This is a genomic window from Bacillus sp. FSL W7-1354 (assembly GCF_038002405.1).
In the GTDB taxonomy this organism is placed as follows: domain Bacteria; phylum Bacillota; class Bacilli; order Bacillales; family Bacillaceae; genus Bacillus; species Bacillus paralicheniformis.
The window spans coordinates 3,290,104-3,309,698 of the sequence record NZ_JBBOCL010000001.1 but is presented as its reverse complement, the minus strand read 5'-3'; the positions used below and the strand labels follow the sequence as shown (position 1 = coordinate 3,309,698).

The following is a 19,595-nucleotide window of genomic DNA, read 5'->3' as shown; positions in this document are numbered from 1 at the left end:
TAATTAATAGGGGTGTAACATGAGAAGTTTGTTAAATACAAAAGGATCGATGTGGAGAAAATGGGATTTACACATACATTCACCCGAATCTGTTTTACATAATGAATATTCAGGGCAATGGGATTTGTTTCTTGAGACTCTTGAAAGTCTCTCTGATGTTAGTGTAATTGGAATAACTGACTACTTTTCTATAGAAGGTTTTAAAAAAATAACAAAATATAGAGATGAAGGTAGAGTTCCAAATATTGATTTGATTATACCAAATATTGAATTAAGATTAGATAAAACAACATATAGGGGAAAACCAATTAACATTCATATTCTGTTCGATCCAGCAATAAGCCCGGAGGATATAGAAAATAGTTTTCTTAGGGAACTAGAATTTACATATAAAGATGTACCATATAAATGTATAGAGAGAGATTTAATACAATTAGGAGAAAATTTTTTAAAAGAATCGTACTCTGAGGAAAAAGCTCTTAAATTAGGAATGACACAATTCAAAGTCTCAATAGAAATGATAAACAAGGTACTAGAAAAATATAAAACCAAATTCCATAATAAATATTTAATTGGAGTTCCAAATAGTAATGTAGATGGTAATTCAGGACTTAGAGATAATTCGTTTTTAGCAGTTAGAAGGAAAATATATCATTTTTCCCATTTTATATTCAGTAGCAATCCAAAAGACCGGGAATTTTTCCTTGGTATTATTGATAAAGAAAAAACAATTGAACAATGTGGAAAAGTAATGCCTTGTATTCATGGCTCAGATGCACATTCATTTAAGAAAATAGGGAAACCTGATAATGACAGATATACTTGGATCAAAGCAGAGCCAACTTTTGAAGGATTAAAACAAATAATATTTGAACCTAAAAATAGAGTTGTTATACAACCCCATAATCCCGATCAAAAGAATGATTATGATGTAATTTCATCTATTAAATTTCAAACCGACAATAATTCGTTTAGTAATAGAGAAATACAACTAAACCCAGGATTAAACACAATTATTGGAGGGAAATCATCGGGGAAATCCCTACTATTATATAAAATTGCCCAATCAATCTCCAAAAATGAAATTAAAATTAGGGAAAAAGAAGAATTGTGGATCCCTCCATATACAAACACTTTTATTGAAGATGTTCAATTTGAAGTGAAGTGGAGAAATGGATCCACTACTAGTAATAACTCAGAAGAGCAGATAGGAAAAGTTACATACATACCACAAATGTATATTAATGCTTTATCAGAAGATACAGCTAATGATGTTTTACAGGATAAAATTAAATCTATTTTGTTGCAAATACCAGAAAACAAAAAATTTTTTGATGAAAAAACAGAAGAATTAAATCAGAATAAACGAAAAAAAACAGAACAAATTACTAACTTATTTGAGTACCTAGATAAAAAAAATATTTTGTTATCGGAAATTGAGAATATAGGAAATGAACATTCAATTCAAATTGAGATAAATAAGCTAGAGATTGAGATAAAAGAAAAGTTAACTTTATCGGAATTGAGTGAGGAAGAAGAACGTGCAATAGAAGGAAAAGAAGAACTAAAAAGTAAATTTAAATCAGATTTAGAGTCGGTTAAAACAAAAGGATCAAATATCCAAAATACATCAAAAAAACTAGAGGTAATTTATGATGAGGTTAACGAGAGTATAAAGAAAATTGACAGTAAAGAGGAAAATGAAGTAGTTATTTTGGAAAAGTTACGTCAAGATATAAGTGAAGCATTTGTTGAAGCACAGTTAAATATTCAGACAAGAGTAAGTAGACTCGAGGGTATTAAAGAAGAAGTCGAGGGAAAATTAGCTCAATTACAAGAATTATTAAACCCATTAATTCAAAAGGCCAAAAATAGAGAAGAAATACAACAATTAAAAGGTAAACTGGATAAACAAAAACTATCTTTAACACAACTTGAGAATAAAAACGAAGAACTACTAAATATAGAAAGAAAAATAGAGTTAATTATTGATAATATAATTGAACTTGAGGAGGAATTCTTAGAGATAAATAGAAGTATAGTAAAACACTTTAATAACTCAAACTATTTAAATGATATAATGGTTAATGCGAAAATCTTTTTCAAGGATAAATCCTTTGAGGATAACTTTTTAAGTAAGTTTGTAAGAAGAGGAAAAATAACTAATATATTCCCTGGATGTGATGAATATAATGTTTTCACGGATGATGTTGAATTTATTTTTGATGAAAATAATTTTGTTAATAAGATTAAGTTCTTATTTAAGTCCATATTAGAGAATGACGAAAGTAAAATTAAAAAAGGATTTTCTAAGAAACAAGTTATTCAAGCATTATTTGAAAACTATACAGAAGTTATATTTGATTTAATAAAAGATAGTGATGCATTATCTGTAATGTCACCTGGAAAAAGAGGATTAGTTTTATTAGAATTATTCTTAAATATAAGTAATGAAACTCATCCAATTCTTATCGATCAACCAGAGGATAATTTAGATAATAGAACTATAACTACTGATTTAGTAAATTTCATTCGTAATAAAAGTTTGAATCGCCAAATAATAATTGTTACTCATAATGCAAATCTTGTAGTCTTAACTGACAGTGAAAATGTTATTGTCGCTAACCAAGACCCACGATTATTTGAAAACGAACAACATAGGTTTGAATACATCAATGGTGCACTTGAGTGTGACTATTATACACAAGGTAGTGTGAAAATAAGTGATAAGGGTATTAAATCTCATGTTTGTGAAATTCTTGAGGGCGGAGAAGATGCTTTCTCTCAAAGAGAGAAAAAATACGGTTTTAACAGTTGAGAAAATATAAAAGAAAAGGTAGAGAGGCATCAAATCTCTACCTTTTATATTTAACTTACGTTATTAAAGGTTACGGTGAGCTTAATTATAAACAAGCAGACTGTTTAATCAAGGTTGAATATTTGATTTCAAGGTAAAGAGTGGGTCAGGCTCAAATCCACCCCTCCCCCTCAGCAACCTTCGCCGCCTCCGTCCGATTCTTCGCACCCAGCTTATTCATAATTTCAGAAATATAGTTCCGGACGGTGCCTGCTGACAAAAATAACTCGGCGGCAATTTCTTTCGTCGTCATTCCTAAAGCCGCCAATCGCAGGATTTCCCGCTCCCGTTCGGATAGCGGGTTTACCTTGCGGATGGCATCAAAGCTGAGTTCCGGGCTGAAGATTCGCTTGCCTTCCGTGCATTTTCGAATGGCGTCTGCGAGGTCGTCGATTTCTCCGTCTTTGAGCAGGTAGCCGTGGACATTGCTTTTGACGGCGCGCTCGAAGTAGCCGGGGCGGGCAAATGTTGTTAATATGATAACCTTACTTTTTGAGCCCCGTTTCATCAGCTCTTCTGCCACTTCTAAGCCGCTTTTGACGGGCATTTCGATATCCATGAGGCAGACGTCCGGTTCTAGCTTCAGAATGGCGGTGAGCGCTTCTTCGCCGTTTGTCGCCTGGCCGATCACTTCCATGTCTTCTTCAAGATCAAGCAAGGCCCCCAGCGCGCTTAACAGCATTCTTTGGTCTTCGGCAATAAATAAACGAATCATTGGATTGTTTCCTTTCGTTCAGCTTTCTTTACAATCGGAACGGTAATGTTTAAAACTGTACCGTTATGGGTTGAAACGTCGAGAGCGCCGTCAATTAATGCAAGTCTTTCTTTCATTCCGCGCAAGCCGTTACCAAATGGTGTTTGCTGATCCATCCCCATTCCGTCGTCTTTGATGGTAATGCTTATTTTATCATCTGTTTGAGAGATGGAAATGGTGCAATGGGTGGCGCGGCTGTGTTTGACGATATTTGTGGCGGCTTCGCGAATACACATGCTGACAATGTTTTGTGTGACAGGAGAGATATTTGAAAAATCGGAACCTCCCATGTATTCGAATGTGATGTCTGCAGCCCGCAGGATTTGCTGGATGTGGATGAGCTCTTCTGCGATCGTTGCCGTTTTCATATCAGACACGAGTTCCCGGACTTGTTTTAAAGCTGCTCTTGATGTGGTTTCCATTTCTCTTGCTTCTTTTCGCGCCCGTTCGGGGTCGCTGGCGATGGTACGCTGGACAAGCTGGCTTTTTAATGTCAGCAGTGAGAGAGTATGGCCAAGTGTATCATGCAGATCACGGGCAATTCGTACACGCTCCTCGCGTTTGACCAGTTCCTTAATTTGCTGATTTGCCTCATCAAGCTCTTGTTCCAGTTCCATGCGGCGGTTCATGGAGCGGATGCCGTATGGTGAAATGAGCATAATCACAAGAAAGGGCAGAAAATAAAAGAGCCGATTAAGCAGGGATGGATCTTTCAGCAGATGATAGATAAAAGGGGCGACCAATACAACAACCAGGCTGGCAAGCCCGCGCCGAAATATCTTTTTTTCCCTGTAATAGCCGATGAAGTTCGCTGAAAAAAAGCCTAAAAAGACTAAATTGATATCATAAAATACAGTGTAGATCAAAATGATCGAAAGCTGGATGGCCAGCCAGTAAGTAAATAATTTTTTTTGCGGCGAAATAAAAAAAAGCTGGCGGTACGTCACTAAGAAAAGCAGCACGAGTCCAAAACCGATCAGCTGTTTGATCCCCGAGGTCTGATTCGTCAAATAAGAAATAGGCAGCAGTAAATAGATTAAAAAGATATAGGGAAAAAAGCCGTACCGTTTTGGAAACATGCTGAAGTTTTTTTTCATTCTTACTCACACCGCTTCTTGTTTTCTTCTTATATATTTAGATAGTAGCATAACAACGATTGAATAGACTAATAGAAAGAGAATACTTTTCCAGTTTGGCATTTGACCTTGAGCGATTTCCCAGGCGCCGTTGCCATAATGATAAGACGGCAGCCAATGGCCGATATTCTGCATCATTTTTGGCATAATTTCAAGCGGCATCCACATCCCTCCGCATACGGCGAGCCCCATATACAGCACATTGCTGATTCCGGCTGCTGTATCCACTTTTTTCATCATCCCGATCAATGTCCCAATCGCCAGGAAGGGGAGCGAGCCAAGCAGGGCCCACAATCCGCACAGGAACCATTCCAACGGGGATAAAGAAACGCCGTTAATCAAGGCGCCGGCTAAGAAGATGACTGTAATCGAAAGAATATGAATGACGCTTTGCCCCGCCATTTGAGCGATAAAATAAATATGGTCGGGAAGAGGCGTTACACGTATGAACGTCGACCATCCTTGTGTCCGTTCTTGAACCATGCGGATGCCAAGCGTCATGATCGAAGAGCCCATGACGCTGAATGTTGTCATTGACATTAAATAATGCGCATTCCAAGCCGCAGGATCCGGAGCATTCGTATTGACGACATTTGTAAAAATATAATAAAAAGCAATCGGCATGGCCAATGACCAAAAGACAAAATAGCGGTTTCGAAGCATTCTTTTGATTTCCATTCTGCATTGCATCTGAAATACATTCATTTTACATCGTCTCCTTTGCCTGTCAGCTGGCGAAACGCCTCTTCAAGGTTTCCGCGTTTAATTTGAATATCATAAGCGCCGATCTTTTCTGCGAAAATGAGTTCCAATATTTTGTCAGTATTGGCCGTGTCGATGTAAACCCGGTTGTTTTTACGAAAAATCTGTTTGATTTCCGGGTGCTGATACAGCTTTTCAAGCGACTGTTCGGGATCGACTATAAATGAAACTGAATGCTTCGATATTCTTGATTTTATTTGGAGCGGCGTCCCGTCAGCTACTATGCTGCCGTCTTTAAACAGCAAGATTCGTTGCGCGGCATCATCTGCTTCCTGTAAGTAGTGTGTAGAAAAAATGATCGTTTTTCCTTGCTCTGCGAGCGTTTGAACCGTTCGCCAAAAACGGTTTCTTGAAGTGATATCCATTCCGACCGTGGGTTCGTCGAAGATCATCAAATCTGGATCACCGGCAAGCGCCAAGGCAAAGCCGAGACGCCGCTTTTGCCCGCCTGACAACTTTTCCGCCTGTGTTTTTAAATCCTTGTCTGTCAAACCTGTCAACGCTCTAAGCTTTTGAAAGGATAGAGGCTTTGGGTAGTAGCTCCTAACGAGTTCGATGATTTCACCTGCACGCAAACCAGGCATGACGCTGACTTCCTGCAGCATCGTGCCGATTTTTTCACGCACCCGTTTTTCATGCGGCATGGAACCGAATAATGTGATGTTGCCTGCCGTCGGTTTTAACAGCCCCAATATCATAGAAATCGTTGTTGTTTTCCCGGCGCCGTTTGGCCCTAGAATGGCTATAATTTCTCCTTTTTTAATTGAAAAATCTATCTGATTAACCGCCGTTTTTTGGCGGAATGTCTTTGTCACATTCGTCAAGCTCACAACATCGGTCATGGCTTACAGACCACCTCCTGATTTACTCATTTCATTGTATAAGCTGAGGGAGGCGGATTTTAGTAAGTGATGTCATGAAAATCGGGTGACAAATGTCATTTTTTTAAACAATGTGCAGAAGGAATCGAAGGTGTAAAGCAAATGAAGTAGGGGGGATTACGGTAAGTAAACGAGCAGAGCGCCATCATAATCAACGCATCATGGAGATAGAGAGAGCGGTCTTCAATTGGGAAAGAAGCTCTCTCTACTTAAAAGGAGAGTCTCAACCATTATGATTAACCGGATACTTCCTCCCATTCTTCACAATCTTCTCTTCCACAATCTCTTTTACATCCAGTCCAAGATCGTTACATAACATGAATGAGTAGATTAAAACATCTGCGATTTCTTCACGGATATTTTCTTTATTGGCTTTGAGTGCTTCTTCACTGCTGATCCATTGGAAGTCTTCGAGCAGCTCGGCTGCTTCGATGGAGATTGAGATGGCGAGGTCTTTTGGGTTATGGTATTGTCTCCAGTTTCGTTCATCTCTGAATTCGTTGATTGCGTTGATTAGGTTTTGGATATCACTCATGATGATTTTCCCCTTTCTAACTCGAGTAGTCTTTTTCTTAATTTAGGGTCTGTCGCATAAATATAGAGGCCGTGAATGCCCCGTTTCATCAGGACATTTATTGAATTTAAGATAATTTGTTCTTTAACTTGTTCATTCTGTTCTGGCGACAAATCTGTACGAGAAATGAATGCCCCTGTATCTTTGTATTTGGAAGTATCAATTACCAGTTCGTCGTTGTCTTCATCATAGCTTACGGAAGGGCCGAGAACGACGCCGACGTAATTTAAATCAAACCCTTGAACAGTATAAATGGAGCCGACTTCTTTAATTGAAGTCGGATTTTCGGCCCATGTCACTTTATCCTGGGTGCTGTTCCAGGGCATGTTAATCCCTTCTTCATCAACGATGTACGTCTTTTTATCTTTTTTATGTAAATAATCAAATGTCGAGACAATCCGAGAGAGCCCGTCTTTGTTGTTTTTACTTTCAATGGCTTTCTTAAACGCAGCAGCATCATCGAATATTTTTAGCTCGAAGGAGGAGTCTTCAGTCGGCAAAGAAAGAATTTTCTTTTCAACAAAGCTGTCAATCCACTTCATCGTTTCTGGATTGGCATTCATTCTCATTTGGTCTGTAAGTTTCACAGTTTTCGCATCATACTGATTGATGATTTCTTCGAGCAATCTATCGTTCCAATAACTTTTAATCTTTAAGACTTGTTTTGGATCAAAGATCACAACAGTGATTTTACTTCGCTTAATGATCTCATCCAGCTGGTTTTGGTAGCGGAAATTGTTATAGGAATCTTCCTTTGTCAGAAGCAGATGAGCTTCGTCTACTAATACGATATCCGCTGTTGCTCCCGTCTTGGTTTTCTCATTAATAAATGTTGTCGGCTTCATGAAACTCTTTTTCTTTAAATTCGGTAAGCTGTTGGCGATGCTTTTATAGGTTTTCAGCATTTCGCTGTGATTCACCAGCAAGTAATTATCTGTTTCTTCCAAAAAAGAGTCTTCGCTCTTAGCTAAATCTTGAATTGTATTAAACAGAGAGCTTAAGAGGACACTTTTCCCTGTGCCGGCGTCTCCTTCAATAACAATGACATGATTTCCTTCTTTTTGTATATGTTTTTTACAGAAATCAAGGATCTTCTTTTTAATATCAAGCTGCTGAGGCGAGAGCTCTTTATAAGGAGATAACTTATAAATGTCTTTATTCCTAAGGTTTTCAAGAGAATCGCTCACAATTTTCTCTTTTCTCAGCTTCTCCCAAATGACTTGAAAGATATTTTCATTATAAAAGGGTTTCTGATAGTAATTGTGCATTTCCCTAGACCTGGTCTGGCTCACATTTTGCAGCTGATAGCGGTTATCGGCGATAAAATAGTTAATTAAATTTGATTCAATATTGTATGTCGCAGACTGATGAAATTTCTCATGCCCGATTAATATAAAGCGATTCAATTTCTTTCGCTTTTCATCATCTATATGATTCTTCAAACGCCGTGCAGCTTGAACCGTTTGCCCAATATATGCAGTCGGTTTCTTTTTCTCATTATAAAGGATGTACACAATCGGATAGTTATTTAAATGCAGTGTTTTTACAACATTGACATGATCTGAAGTAAATTCTCTTTTTTCAAACACAAGTTCATTCATTGTTTCAGCCTCTGAATCTCTTTTTTTAAAATAATAGTACCATATTTATGGCAGCCTATTGATATAAGTATGCAAATATTTTCCGGAGAAAGAGTCAGAAAAAGCGGCGTGCGGTTGTCACGGACTCTATGATGACAAGGAAGCAGCTATAACAAAGCGTTTTTTTGTTGAAATAAAACTTAGTAGCCAAGCCTCGATAGAAGGTGGCTGTTAATCAGATCAGAACGGCATTGGATCAAAGAATTAAACATGACCGTGAGCTGCGGAAGAAGTGTTGCTAGAACAATTTATCATGATATGGAGAAATCAGGTGGGGAGCGTATCATAAGTAAATGAGGTTTTTTTAGATTTTCACTCTAATAGATAAAAGAGGTCGTCTGAAAAGAGAAAACGCCTTCCTTTCATACCACCTCTGCAAAATGGACTACCAAAGGGTTTGATTTAATGGGTACATTTTGAAATGAATTTTTGGAGACTCATTGGAACAGCCTCGTTTTTATGGATTTTACTTTTTCAATAGCAAATAAATAAAATAAGGTGCCCCGATTAATGAGACCATGATTCCAGCCGGTATAGTGGTTTCAATGATATTACGTCCGATTGTGTCGGCGAATAATAAGAACCAACCGCCAAGTAGAATAGCAACAGGGATAAATAGTTGATTTCTGGGTCCTACTAAAGTTTTGGCGATATGTGGGGCCATTAATCCGATAAAGGAAATACCTCCTGTGACAGAAACGGCAGCAGCCGCTAATGCGACAGCTGTTAAAAGTAAAACGATCCGCTCCCTTTCAATGGAAACCCCAACGCCAATGGTTACAGGCTCGCTTAATCCTAATAGATTTAGTCGATTTGCTTTGTACAAAGTAAACGGAATCAAGATGACTAACCAAGGCAGGAGCGCCCCAACGAATGGCCAATCTGTACCCCAAATATTCCCTGCCAGCCATTTGGCGATGAAATCAACTTTTGTCCGTTCAGCAGAAGAAATAATGACAATCATAGCTCCGGAAAGTGCAGTTGAGAATCCGACTCCGATGAGGACTAAGCCTATAGGCTGCATACCACTATTTTTGTTATAGGCTAACAGATAAATGAAGAAGCCCGTTATAATCGCTCCTATAAAGCCAACAATTGGAATCATATAAACAAATGATCCAGCTTCAGTCGGGAAAAATAAAAAGAAAACGGCAATGGCAACCCCAGCACCGGAATTAATCCCAATAATGCCTGGATCAGCTAAATCATTTTTTGTGATTCCTTGCAAAATAGCACCTGATATAGCAAGTGCCATCCCAGCTAATAAAGTAATCAATATTCGAGGCAATCGAATAGAATATAATATAAATTCCTCTTTAAAGGTTCCTTGACCTAATAGAGTGTGGATGAGTCTGTCAAAAGATAAACTAGCAGACCCTATTCCCATCCCAATAATAGCTGTAGCTATGATGAGTATGAGAGAAATCGATAAAATAATTCGCTGTTTTTTGATTAATGCTGAATGTATCATGAGAGTGTTTTTCCTCCCTTTCGGACAATGATCAGGAAGAACGGTAAACCAAGCATAGCGACAATGGCTATAACAGGTGTTTCATATGGTGCATTTAAGGTACGGCCAAGTGTATCAGCAAATAGCATAAAAGTAGCTCCGCAAGTTGCAGACATTGGTAAAATAAAACGATAATCGGTTCCAACAATTGCCCGAACAATATGAGGAATCATAAGACCGATAAAGGTCATATTGCCAACCAGAGCAACAGATGCTCCCGCGAGAATGATAATGATAATAAATAGAAGGATTTTAATTCTGATGATATTTTGACCTAAGCCAACGGCAACTTCTTCATTTAAGCTGAGAATGGTAAGTTGTCTCGAGAGGAAAAAGGAAACAACAATTCCAATGATAATAAAAGGTACGATGATTCGCAGTTGATTCCAAGTTGTTCCAACCATCCCTCCTGCTGTCCACATCGAGATATCTTTAGAGATTTTAAAATAAAGGCCAATCCCTTCAGCAATGGCGTATAAAAAGGCGGAAACAGCAGAACCCGCTAATACAATACGGAAAGGAGAGAATCCGCCTTTTTTCATCGAACCGATTCCAAAAACCAACAAGGCACCGAGTGCGGCTCCAATAAAACAGGCAACCATCGTCAAAAAGTAATTGGCTGATGGAATGAAAGCGATCGTAACAGCCAATGCTGCATAAGCCCCGGCAGATAATCCTAGTAAACCTGGATCAGCAAGTGGGTTTCTTGTTATACCTTGCATGATTGCACCAGAGACAGCAAGAGCTGCGCCAACAAAAATGGCAGCTATTTCACGAGGTAACCGAATATCACGGATAATCGAAATATGATCGCCGGTTGCAGAAGACGAAAGAGCCAACCATACATCTTCAACTGAAACAGATGCAGCTCCAAATACCATTGCCATAAAAAACATACCAATAAACACTAGAATTCCTAAGATGGGTTTGAAGGCAAATGAGGTAAAAGATTGAGTTTTTCTTATCATAAAGCTCATCATTTTCCTTTCTTAGAATGGGAAAGGGGCTGCCCTTTGGCCAACCCCTTTCAATAGACCTCTGCTTTTCTAGTCTTAGTTTCCTAGAAACGCTTTTTTAAAGAATGCTAGTTGTTTTTCAAGTGTGATTGGGTCAGTGAATGATGCGCCTTCACCTTGCATTTCAATGACATGTCCATTTTTGACAGCAGGAATGTTCTTGTATGTGTCTGTTTCTTGGAAAGATGTATTCGCATCAGAGTACTTACTTAAAATGACATAATCTCCCGCATATTTTGGAAGCACTTCAGCTGATAACGTATAATACCCTGCTTTTAATGCGTCTTTCTTTACTTTTTCAGGCATATTTAGTTTCATCGTTTGATATAAGATTTCTGTACCGCGCGCCCAGTTATTACCGTAAACATAAAGATCTTTCCCATATGCTTCAATAACAGATACAGTTGAATCCTTGCCGATTTTTGTGCGAATATCTTCACCGATTTCTTCTGCCCGCTGCTTAAAGTCGTCAACCCATGCTTGGGCTTCTTTTTCTTTGTTTAGTAGCTTGCCAATTTCCACGTGTTGAGTTAAATAATCTACTTTCCCCCATGTATAAGTAACAGTAGGTGCTATCTCATTTAATTTGTCTAAATTTTTAACCGTTGATAACGCGATGATTAAATCTGGCTCTAATTCAATAATTTTTTCTAGGTCATCTTCTGAAACTTCTTGAACATCTTTTAACTTTTCTTTAAAGGTTGGATTGTTTTTAGACCAAGTGTCTACACCGACAACGTTGACTCCTAAATCTAACACATTTCCGGTGTACCCTGAAAGCATAACGACTCTTTGTGGATCGGCTGGAACTTCAATTGGTCCTGTTTCCGCTTGGTATGTAATCGTTTTAGATTCTTTTTTTGTTGAGCCGCTATTCTTTGTTGCTGACTCTTCATTGCCGCATGCACTAATCATAAGCGTCAGCAGTAGCAAAAACGGGATTAATAGTTTCTTCATGCTCATTTTCACCTCTTTATAAATTGTAAGTAACACACTTCGGTTTATTTGTTCTCGGGCCAATTTGAAAGACTTCCCGCAGTACTCGCCTCTTCACAAGCCCAGCTTCACGACTTCGCCGTCTTTAATGCAATGATATAATCCGAAAAAAACGAGCAGCTCGATGTAAATCATGTCCGTCTCCCGTACAAGAGCCATAGCAATTCAAACACATTGGCGCTGACCTCAGGATATGGTCGTTCCTTTTTATCTGGAATCGTTACACAGAGATTTTTTACAATTAAACGTTCTCCGGAGCCAGTATTTAATTCTTCAGTAAATAGCTGTATGAACCGCAGAATGAAAATAAATAAACGATAATGATTATCAATATCAACAATAAATATATATTTCATTTTTCAATATGTCAATACAGAAATTGTGTCCTTATCATAGTACCCTCATGAAAGTGAAAACTTTTAGAAAGAAAAAATTAATTATGATGAAAACAAGTTTAATAACTTATCATTGATAATCAATTACGAATGATGTTTGGAAGTGAACGGTGATGAGTCAACAGGCCGTGGGTGCTTGTTTGGCCGCCTTTATCGACTGCGATTTCGCCGATGCGGTTGCACTCGACTGATCCGTCTAACCACTCTGTGTTTGGCACAAGACCGATTTTGACGAAGACAGCTTGGAGTTCAACGTGTTGTTCTTCGCCTGTTTCACGATCCACGTAAGTGATGCCGTTTACGTTTAGGTTACCTGTAATTTCTTTCGTTTGTACATGTTTCACTACAGTCGCGTTTGACAGGCTGTAGAGGCGTTTTTGCAGGACTTCCTCCGCTTTCAGCTCCGGTGCGAACTCAAGAACAGTGACATGGTTGACGATGCCTGCGAGATCAATCGCCGCTTACTTTTCTATGAACGAGCAGAAAACCAGACCTTGTTAGCAATTTGCTGTACGAAGTGGAAAACCGTAAAAAAGAGCCCAGAGAATGATCCCTGAACTCCACATTTCCTCACTTCATATACCGATACTCCCGCAATCTCTCCAAAATAGCTACTTCCTTCAAGAGTTCCTCACCAACATTCGTTTCCTTTACTTTCTTACGCTCAAGCTCTTTATCCACTAATCGCTTCACCGTTAAGACATCAGTTCCGGTGCTCAGCACTTCCGCCTTGGAATTAAAGTGTTTATGGGCGACGAGCTGCATGCCGTAGGAGTTGTATAACAGCGTGTAGCCGGCGATACCTGTTGTCGATTGGTAGGCTTTGGAGAAGCCGCCGTCAATGACGATCATTTTTCCGTTTGCTTTGATCGGATCTTCTCCTTCGATTTCTTTTACCGGTGTATGGCCGTTGATGATATGGCCATGATCCGGGTTGAGGCCGAATTCTTTCAGGATGTTTCGGCAGGTTGCCTCGTCTTCACGCAAATAGTAATACGGGTTTTTCTTCTCTTTATGTGTTTCCTTCTCTTTAATGAAATACCGCTCAAAGGTCGTCATAGCGCGTTTTCCAAAAAGGGAGGAGTGCTCGCCTGTCCATAAATACCAGACCATATCTGTCGCCAGATCATCGGTTTCTTCCGGGTGGGCAAACGCTTCCCGCAAGAATCGTTCAAATACATCAAGCAGCTCACGGCCCGCATACGGTTTATCCTCAATCATCATCGTTTCCATATTGCCGTTTTCATCAACTGGAATACAGCCGTGAATCAACAGGTTGCCGTTATATTTTAAATAAAGGCTGCCTTTTTTCATCATAAAATTCATATGGCGGCCCAGCTTTTCGGAATGCTGGACAGAGAATAGCAGCTTGTCTATGACTTCTGCTTCTTCTTCTAATAGCTGATCTGGCTGCTCCGGATTCACTGTCGCAAAGCAGGTGTTTTCCAGCTGATATGTTTTTCCGTGCAGCGTGATTTCGTTTTTGTCGTAATCTATTTTCTCTAATAACAGCCGCTCTTCCATATTAAAGTTCGGCCGTCTCTTGATAATCGGGCTTTCAAGCTTGAATTGGATCATCGCAATCGCTTGATGAATTTTTGTGATTTGCTTAATCTCATCTTCCGGTCTGTTTTCGTCTGCTTTCGGACGGAAAGATGGGTTATCATCGTAATATTTTTCGGCAAGGTTCAAGAGCGGTCTCAGATTGATGCCGTACACGTCTTCAATAATATCCAAGTTGTCATAGCGGGCACAGATGCGGATAATATTTGCCAGGCATACTTTAGAGCCTGAATAAGCGCCTATCCAAAGGACATCGTGATTTCCCCACTGAATATCGACTGAATGATAGTTGATTAGTTCTTCCATAATCTGATCCGGCTGCGGTCCGCGGTCGTAAATATCGCCGACAACATGCAGATGGTCCACAACCAATCGCTGCGTGCTATATGCAAGACCGGTGATCAGCTTATCAGCTTGGCCAAGCGCAATGATCTGATCTACGATTTTGGAGTAATACTGTTCTTTGTTGGCAGCTTCTTCTGTTTTATACAGCAGCTCCTCCGTAATATAAGCAAACTGAGAGGGCAGTGCTTTGCGTAATTTGGAGCGGGTATACTTGGAAGAGCAATAAGATACGAGCTTAATCATTCGATTAATCGTTTCTTTATACCAATCGTTTAACAATGCTTTCGTATCGTAATTATGTTTTATTAACTTCAGTTTGTCTTCCGGATAATACACTAATGCTGCTAATTCATCAATTTCTCTATCATAAATGACACCGCTGAAAATATCGCGTATCTTCTCTTTTACTCTTCCTGAACCATTCCGCAGCACGTGCTGGAATGCCTGGTATTCCCCGTGCAAATCACTGACAAAATGCTCGGTGCCTTTCGGCAGGTTCAGTATCGCTTTCAAATTAATGATTTCCGTTACCACTTTTGCTTCACAATCGTATTTTTGTGCGAGTAAATCTAAATATTTGGTTTCCAAAATCGTCCATCCCCTTTTTAGAATAGGAGCTGTCCCCCTATGTACGAGCATTTGCATGATAAGGTGATTTTAAAAGTATGACATTATTTTTAAATAATTGACCTTTATATGATAGTACCGCATAACTCCTTTTTGAGACAATCAAAACGAGGGAAAGAGGCGCTGAGATGAGCGGAGAGAAAGCTTGAGAAGGCTTCTTTAACATTAATCGGACACCGCATTTCAGAGTACCCCGGCTTTGGCTTGGTCACTTTCATGGAATTGATTTCTTTCTATCCCAGCATTGTCTCGTTCTCAGAAATGGGAGGAAAATATTGTCGCTAGTATAGGTGAGTTTAAGAATACTAGCGTTAACTATAAATAGGACCATTGACAAATCACTCAACCTCTATTAAAATTAAAAGTTATCCGATAGTAATTATCTCTATCGAAAAACTCAATACATGCAAGCTATGATTGCTGTGGGTCGCACTACAGCAGGAGCAGCTTCTGGAGAGACCGCGGAATTCTGCGGCGCCGAAGGGTTCACAATCTCAGGCAAAAGGACAGAAGAGTACCGAATATGTATTTGTCGTGCTGATGATTGTCAGCGGCACAAATATATTTTGATATTCTTATGACCGCGAGATTGGAGGACATCCAATCTCTTTTTTTATGGGCTTTTTTACTGCTCGTCGTTCACTAGAGAGGTAAGGAGGAGTTTGATGTGGAACAGCGGGAATTAAAGAGGGACTTATCCAATCGGCACGTACAGCTTATCGCTATTGGCGGGACGATTGGCACCGGGTTGTTTTTAGGCTCCGGTAAGGCGATTCAATTGGCGGGTCCTTCTATCATCTTTGCGTATTTCATTGTAGGTATTGCGCTTTTTTTCGTGATGCGGGCGCTGGGAGAATTGCTGTTATCTAAAGTGGGTTATCAATCGTTAACCGATATTGCCGAGGAGTATCTGGGGCCGCGTGCGGCGTTTGTCACCGGGTGGACCTATTGGTTTTGCTGGATTATGACGGCTATGGCGGATGTGATTGCCGTCGGTGTCTATGTGAAATATTGGTTTGATATTCCGCAGTGGGTCCCTGCACTTATCTGTTTACTCATTTTATTAGGGCTCAATCTGTTGACTGTCAAGCTTTTTGGAGAATTGGAATTTTGGTTCGCTTTAATAAAGGTGATCACGATTCTTGCGTTAATTGTCATCGGTGTTATTTTGCTGGTGATCGGGTTTAAGACGCATACAGGAACGGTTTCGGTTACCAACCTTTGGGAGCATGGCGGTTTGTTTCCAAACGGATTTTCAGGCTTTTTGCTTTCTTTCCAAATGGTGATCTTTGCATATGTCGGTGTGGAATTAGTAGGTGTATCGGCGGCGGAAACGTCGAACCCGAAAAAAAATATTCCATCGGCTATTAATAAAATTCCTTTACGGATTTTATTTTTCTACGTCGGCGCGCTTATCGTCTTATTATGTATTAACCCTTGGATGGAACTGAATGCAGCAGAAAGTCCTTTTGTGAAAACCTTCAGCTTAGTCGGCATCCCGCTTGCCGCGGGAATCATTAATTTTGTTGTATTAACGTCAGCCGCGTCTGCTTGTAACAGCGGGATGTTTTCAACAAGCCGGATTCTGTACAATTTAAGTAAAACGAAACAGGGCCCGGCCAATTTTGCGAAGCTGAATAAAAACCATGTGCCGAGTCACGCGTTATGGGTATCAACCATTGTCCTGTCAGCAGGGGCGCTATTAAGCAAACTGATACCGGAACAAGCCTTTGGGATCGTGACAACCATCAGCGCGATTTGTTTCATATGGGTGTGGGGTGTGATTCTTGTCAGCCATATCAGATACAGGAAAACCCGTCCGCACTTACACGCAGCATCAACATTCAAAGCGCCATTCGCGCCGTTTATCAATTATGTTGTCCTGGCGATGTTTGCGGTCATTCTCATGATTATGCTGTATGCGGATGCGACTCGCCCGGCCTTGCTGCTGACTCCTCTATGGTTTATTGTATTGTTTATTTTATTTTGGATGAAAAAAAACAGGACAAAAAGAACATGATGAGTCAAATTAAATCTCTTGAAAAAGACGGTGTACTGCATGCAGTATGCCGTCTTTATTTTTGATTAACCGTTTCCTTTTATAGGTTTATATTTAATGTAGACATGAGAACGAGAGGAATGGAGTCATGGAATACAATTCATACATGAATGGACAATCGCAATATCCCGCTTGGTCCTATCCGTACAATTTGATCATATGGAAAGCGTTTGTTGGCCATGATGTGAAGTCCTATTTATATGGGTTATAACATAAAAAAGCGCCATACTGCCGTTTAAGCAGCATAGCGCCTTTCATGTTAGTTCCGGATCAAATAATCAAACGCCCCTAATGCGGCATTTGCCCCCGATCCCATTGAAATAATGATTTGGTTATATGGTCCGTCTGTGCAGTCGCCGGCAGCGAATAGGCCAGGGATGGTTGTTTCGCCGCGTTTGTCGACTGCAATTTCGCCGATGCGGTTGCGTTCGACGGTTTCAGGGAGCCATTCCGTGTTCGGCACAAGACCGATTTGGACGAAGACGCCTTGGAGCTCGACGTGTTTTTCTTCTCCTGTTTCACGGTCAACGTAAGTGATGCCGTTTACGTTTTCATCACCCGTGATTTCTTTTGTTTGGGCGTTTTTCACGACAGTCACGTTAGGGAGACTGTAGAGACGTTTTTGCAGAACTTCGTCTGCTTTCAGCTCCGGTGCGAACTCAAGAACAGTCACGTGGTTGACGATACCTGCAAGGTCAATCGCTGCTTCGATACCGGAGTTTCCGCCGCCGATGACGGCGACGTCTTTGCCTTCAAACAACGGTCCGTCACAGTGAGGGCAGTATGCGACACCTTTGTTTTTGAACTCTTGTTCGCCAGGTACGCCGATATTGCGCCAGCGTGCGCCAGTTGACAGAATGACGGTTTTGCTTTTCAGAACAGCTCCGTTTTCGAGTTCAAGATGGAAAAGATCTTTTTTCTCGAGACCTTTTGCGCGTTGCAGGTTCATGACGTCGATCTCGTAATCCTTCACGTGTTCTTCAAGGCTTGCCGCAAGCTTCGGCCCTTCGGTGCGCTTCACGCTGATGAAGTTCTCGATGCTCATCGTGTCAAGGACTTGGCCGCCGAAGCGTTCGGCAACGATTCCTGTGCGGATGCCTTTGCGCGCCGCATAGATTGCTGCGCTTGCACCGGCAGGTCCGCCTCCGACAACGAGTACATCGAACGGATCTTTATCAGAAAGCTCAGATGCATCTGTGCCGCTGCCCATTTTCGCAAGAATTTCTTCAAGCGTCATTCGGCCGCTTCCAAAGGATTCGCCGTTTAAGTATACGGTCGGCACAGCCATAATGTTTTTGCTTTCGACTTCTGACTTGTATGCCGCACCATCGATCATCGTGTGCGTGATGTTCGGGTTGAGCACGCTCATCATGTTCAATGCCTGCACAACGTCCGGGCAGTTGTGGCATGTGAGGCTGATATAAGATTCGAAGCGGTATTCGCCGCTGATGTTCTTGATTTGATCGATGATTTTTTGATCGACTTTCGGCGGTCGGCCGCTTACTTGCAAGAGTGCCAGCACCAAAGATGTGAATTCGTGACCGAGCGGAACTCCGGCGAATGTGACGCCTGTTTCTTCTCCGGCACGATTGACGCTGAAGCTTGGCGTTCTGTCGAGCTGCGCCTTTTCAACAGTGATTTTTGATGACATGGAAGCCAGCTCTTCTACAAGAGCCAGCATATCCTTAGAGACACTGTCATCGCCTGTACTGACTTTAAGGACGATGTCATTTTCAATCATCTGCATGTATTGGTTTAATTGTGCTTTGATATTTGCTTCAAGTACCAATTGAATGCACTCCTTAGATTTTGCCTACTAGGTCAAGGCTTGGTGTCAGTGTTTCAGAACCTTCTTCCCATTTAGCCGGGCAAACTTCGCCTGGGTTTTGGCGGACGTATTGAGCCGCTTTTACTTTGTTGATCAGGGTGCTTGCATCACGGCCGATACCGCCTGCGTTGATTTCAACAGCTTGGATCACACCGTCCGGATCGATGATGAATGTTCCGCGGTCAGCAAGACCTTCTTCTTCGTTCAGCACTTCAAAGTTGCGGGAGATCGTTTGAGACGGGTCGCCGATCATCGCGTAAGTGATTTTGCCGATTTTCTCAGAGCTGTCATGCCATCCTTTATGTACGAAGTGAGTGTCTGTAGAAACAGAGTATACTTCGACACCAAGTTCTTTTAGGGCAGCATATTCGTTTTGAAGGTCTTCAAGCTCAGTCGGGCAAACAAATGAGAAATCTGCTGGATAGAAGCAGAAAATGCTCCATTGGCCTTTTAGATCTTCGTGTGTAACATCGATAAACTCACCGTTTTTGTAAGCTTTCGCTGCGAATGGTTGTACTTCTTTTCCGATTAGAGACATAATATCGTCCTCCTGAATGTAGTTTAAGAGAAATAAAAATTGTAAACTTTATTTCTCTGTAATTATTATAATTATATACAAATTATCAAGTAATAAATATTTTTTGTCAAGGGG

At 40.6% G+C, this 19,595-nt stretch carries 14 protein-coding genes, 1 pseudogene and 1 riboswitch; of the genes and pseudogenes, 2 read left to right on the top strand and 13 right to left on the bottom strand.

Features of this window, described 5'->3' with window-relative positions; translation table 11 throughout:
• The first annotated feature begins 19 nt into the window (after positions 1-19).
• Entirely contained in the window at positions 20-2,818 is a 2,799-nt protein-coding gene (locus MKZ04_RS16715) for a TrlF family AAA-like ATPase (protein ID WP_146873675.1), read from the top strand.
• Positions 2,819-2,969: 151 nt separating this feature from the next.
• Here the strand turns inward: MKZ04_RS16715 and MKZ04_RS16710 are convergent, their stop codons facing one another.
• The 11 genes and pseudogenes from MKZ04_RS16710 to fbp form a co-directional block, all read right to left on the bottom strand.
• A complete protein-coding gene (locus MKZ04_RS16710; RefSeq protein WP_146873677.1) occupies positions 2,970-3,572 on the bottom strand; it encodes a response regulator transcription factor in 603 nt (200 codons plus the stop codon).
• A complete protein-coding gene (locus MKZ04_RS16705) occupies positions 3,569-4,708 on the bottom strand; it encodes a sensor histidine kinase (protein WP_020453607.1) in 1,140 nt (379 codons plus the stop codon). Before MKZ04_RS16705 ends, MKZ04_RS16710 begins: the two co-directional genes overlap by 4 nt.
• A gap of 6 nt (positions 4,709-4,714) precedes the next feature.
• Positions 4,715-5,452, bottom strand: a complete 738-nt coding sequence (locus MKZ04_RS16700) for an ABC transporter permease (protein ID WP_341046421.1) — start codon at positions 5,450-5,452, stop codon at positions 4,715-4,717.
• Positions 5,449-6,351 (bottom strand): ABC transporter ATP-binding protein, encoded by a 903-nt coding sequence (locus MKZ04_RS16695; protein ID WP_341046419.1) that lies wholly within the window; start codon positions 6,349-6,351, stop codon positions 5,449-5,451. Before MKZ04_RS16695 ends, MKZ04_RS16700 begins: the two co-directional genes overlap by 4 nt.
• Positions 6,352-6,613: 262 nt before the next feature.
• Positions 6,614-6,925 carry a nucleotide pyrophosphohydrolase gene (locus MKZ04_RS16690; RefSeq protein WP_023856830.1) on the bottom strand — a complete coding sequence of 104 codons (312 nt, stop codon included), beginning with the start codon at positions 6,923-6,925 and terminating at the stop codon, positions 6,614-6,616.
• Positions 6,922-8,565 carry a DUF2075 domain-containing protein gene (locus MKZ04_RS16685; protein ID WP_341046415.1) on the bottom strand — a complete coding sequence of 548 codons (1,644 nt, stop codon included), beginning with the start codon at positions 8,563-8,565 and terminating at the stop codon, positions 6,922-6,924. Before MKZ04_RS16685 ends, MKZ04_RS16690 begins: the two co-directional genes overlap by 4 nt.
• Before the next feature lie 505 nt (positions 8,566-9,070).
• On the bottom strand, positions 9,071-10,075 hold the full coding sequence (locus tag MKZ04_RS16680; protein ID WP_341046410.1) for a FecCD family ABC transporter permease: 1,005 nt from the start codon (positions 10,073-10,075) through the stop codon (positions 9,071-9,073).
• Positions 10,072-11,082 (bottom strand): FecCD family ABC transporter permease, encoded by a 1,011-nt coding sequence (locus tag MKZ04_RS16675; protein WP_026580401.1) that lies wholly within the window; start codon positions 11,080-11,082, stop codon positions 10,072-10,074. Before MKZ04_RS16675 ends, MKZ04_RS16680 begins: the two co-directional genes overlap by 4 nt.
• A gap of 84 nt (positions 11,083-11,166) precedes the next feature.
• Entirely contained in the window at positions 11,167-12,087 is a 921-nt protein-coding gene (locus MKZ04_RS16670; protein WP_341046409.1) for an iron-hydroxamate ABC transporter substrate-binding protein, read from the bottom strand.
• A gap of 556 nt (positions 12,088-12,643) precedes the next feature.
• Positions 12,644-12,982 (bottom strand): annotated as a pseudogene (locus MKZ04_RS16665) (FAD-dependent oxidoreductase); the annotation flags it as partial.
• Positions 12,983-13,091: 109 nt separating this feature from the next.
• Complete coding sequence (fbp, locus tag MKZ04_RS16660) at positions 13,092-15,017, bottom strand: fructose-1,6-bisphosphatase (RefSeq protein WP_128822247.1); 1,926 nt, start codon at positions 15,015-15,017, stop codon at positions 13,092-13,094.
• A gap of 479 nt (positions 15,018-15,496) precedes the next feature.
• A riboswitch (glycine riboswitch) is annotated at positions 15,497-15,576 on the top strand.
• Positions 15,577-15,723: 147 nt separating this feature from the next.
• Here fbp and MKZ04_RS16655 point away from each other — a divergent pair.
• Positions 15,724-17,076 (top strand): amino acid permease, encoded by a 1,353-nt coding sequence (locus MKZ04_RS16655; protein ID WP_341046408.1) that lies wholly within the window; start codon positions 15,724-15,726, stop codon positions 17,074-17,076.
• Between the two features lie 298 nt (positions 17,077-17,374).
• Here the strand turns inward: MKZ04_RS16655 and ahpF are convergent, their stop codons facing one another.
• Entirely contained in the window at positions 17,375-18,904 is a 1,530-nt protein-coding gene (gene ahpF / locus MKZ04_RS16650) for an alkyl hydroperoxide reductase subunit F (protein ID WP_020453591.1), read from the bottom strand.
• Between the two features lie 13 nt (positions 18,905-18,917).
• Positions 18,918-19,481 carry an alkyl hydroperoxide reductase subunit C gene (gene ahpC, locus MKZ04_RS16645; protein WP_020453590.1) on the bottom strand — a complete coding sequence of 188 codons (564 nt, stop codon included), beginning with the start codon at positions 19,479-19,481 and terminating at the stop codon, positions 18,918-18,920.
• Positions 19,482-19,595: the final 114 nt, after the last annotated feature.

Coding starts and splice junctions, on each gene's coding strand:
- MKZ04_RS16700 (WP_341046421.1), bottom strand. CDS start 5,452: ATGAATGTATTTCAGATGCAATGCAGAATGGAAATCAAAAGAATGCTT.
- MKZ04_RS16710 (WP_146873677.1), bottom strand. CDS start 3,572: ATGATTCGTTTATTTATTGCCGAAGACCAAAGAATGCTGTTAAGCGCG.
- ahpC (WP_020453590.1), bottom strand. CDS start 19,481: ATGTCTCTAATCGGAAAAGAAGTACAACCATTCGCAGCGAAAGCTTAC.
- MKZ04_RS16690 (WP_023856830.1), bottom strand. CDS start 6,925: ATGAGTGATATCCAAAACCTAATCAACGCAATCAACGAATTCAGAGAT.
- MKZ04_RS16680 (WP_341046410.1), bottom strand. CDS start 10,075: ATGATACATTCAGCATTAATCAAAAAACAGCGAATTATTTTATCGATT.
- MKZ04_RS16695 (WP_341046419.1), bottom strand. CDS start 6,351: ATGACCGATGTTGTGAGCTTGACGAATGTGACAAAGACATTCCGCCAA.
- MKZ04_RS16715 (WP_146873675.1), top strand. CDS start 20: ATGAGAAGTTTGTTAAATACAAAAGGATCGATGTGGAGAAAATGGGAT.
- MKZ04_RS16685 (WP_341046415.1), bottom strand. CDS start 8,565: ATGAATGAACTTGTGTTTGAAAAAAGAGAATTTACTTCAGATCATGTC.
- MKZ04_RS16675 (WP_026580401.1), bottom strand. CDS start 11,082: ATGATAAGAAAAACTCAATCTTTTACCTCATTTGCCTTCAAACCCATC.
- MKZ04_RS16670 (WP_341046409.1), bottom strand. CDS start 12,087: ATGAAGAAACTATTAATCCCGTTTTTGCTACTGCTGACGCTTATGATT.
- MKZ04_RS16705 (WP_020453607.1), bottom strand. CDS start 4,708: ATGAAAAAAAACTTCAGCATGTTTCCAAAACGGTACGGCTTTTTTCCC.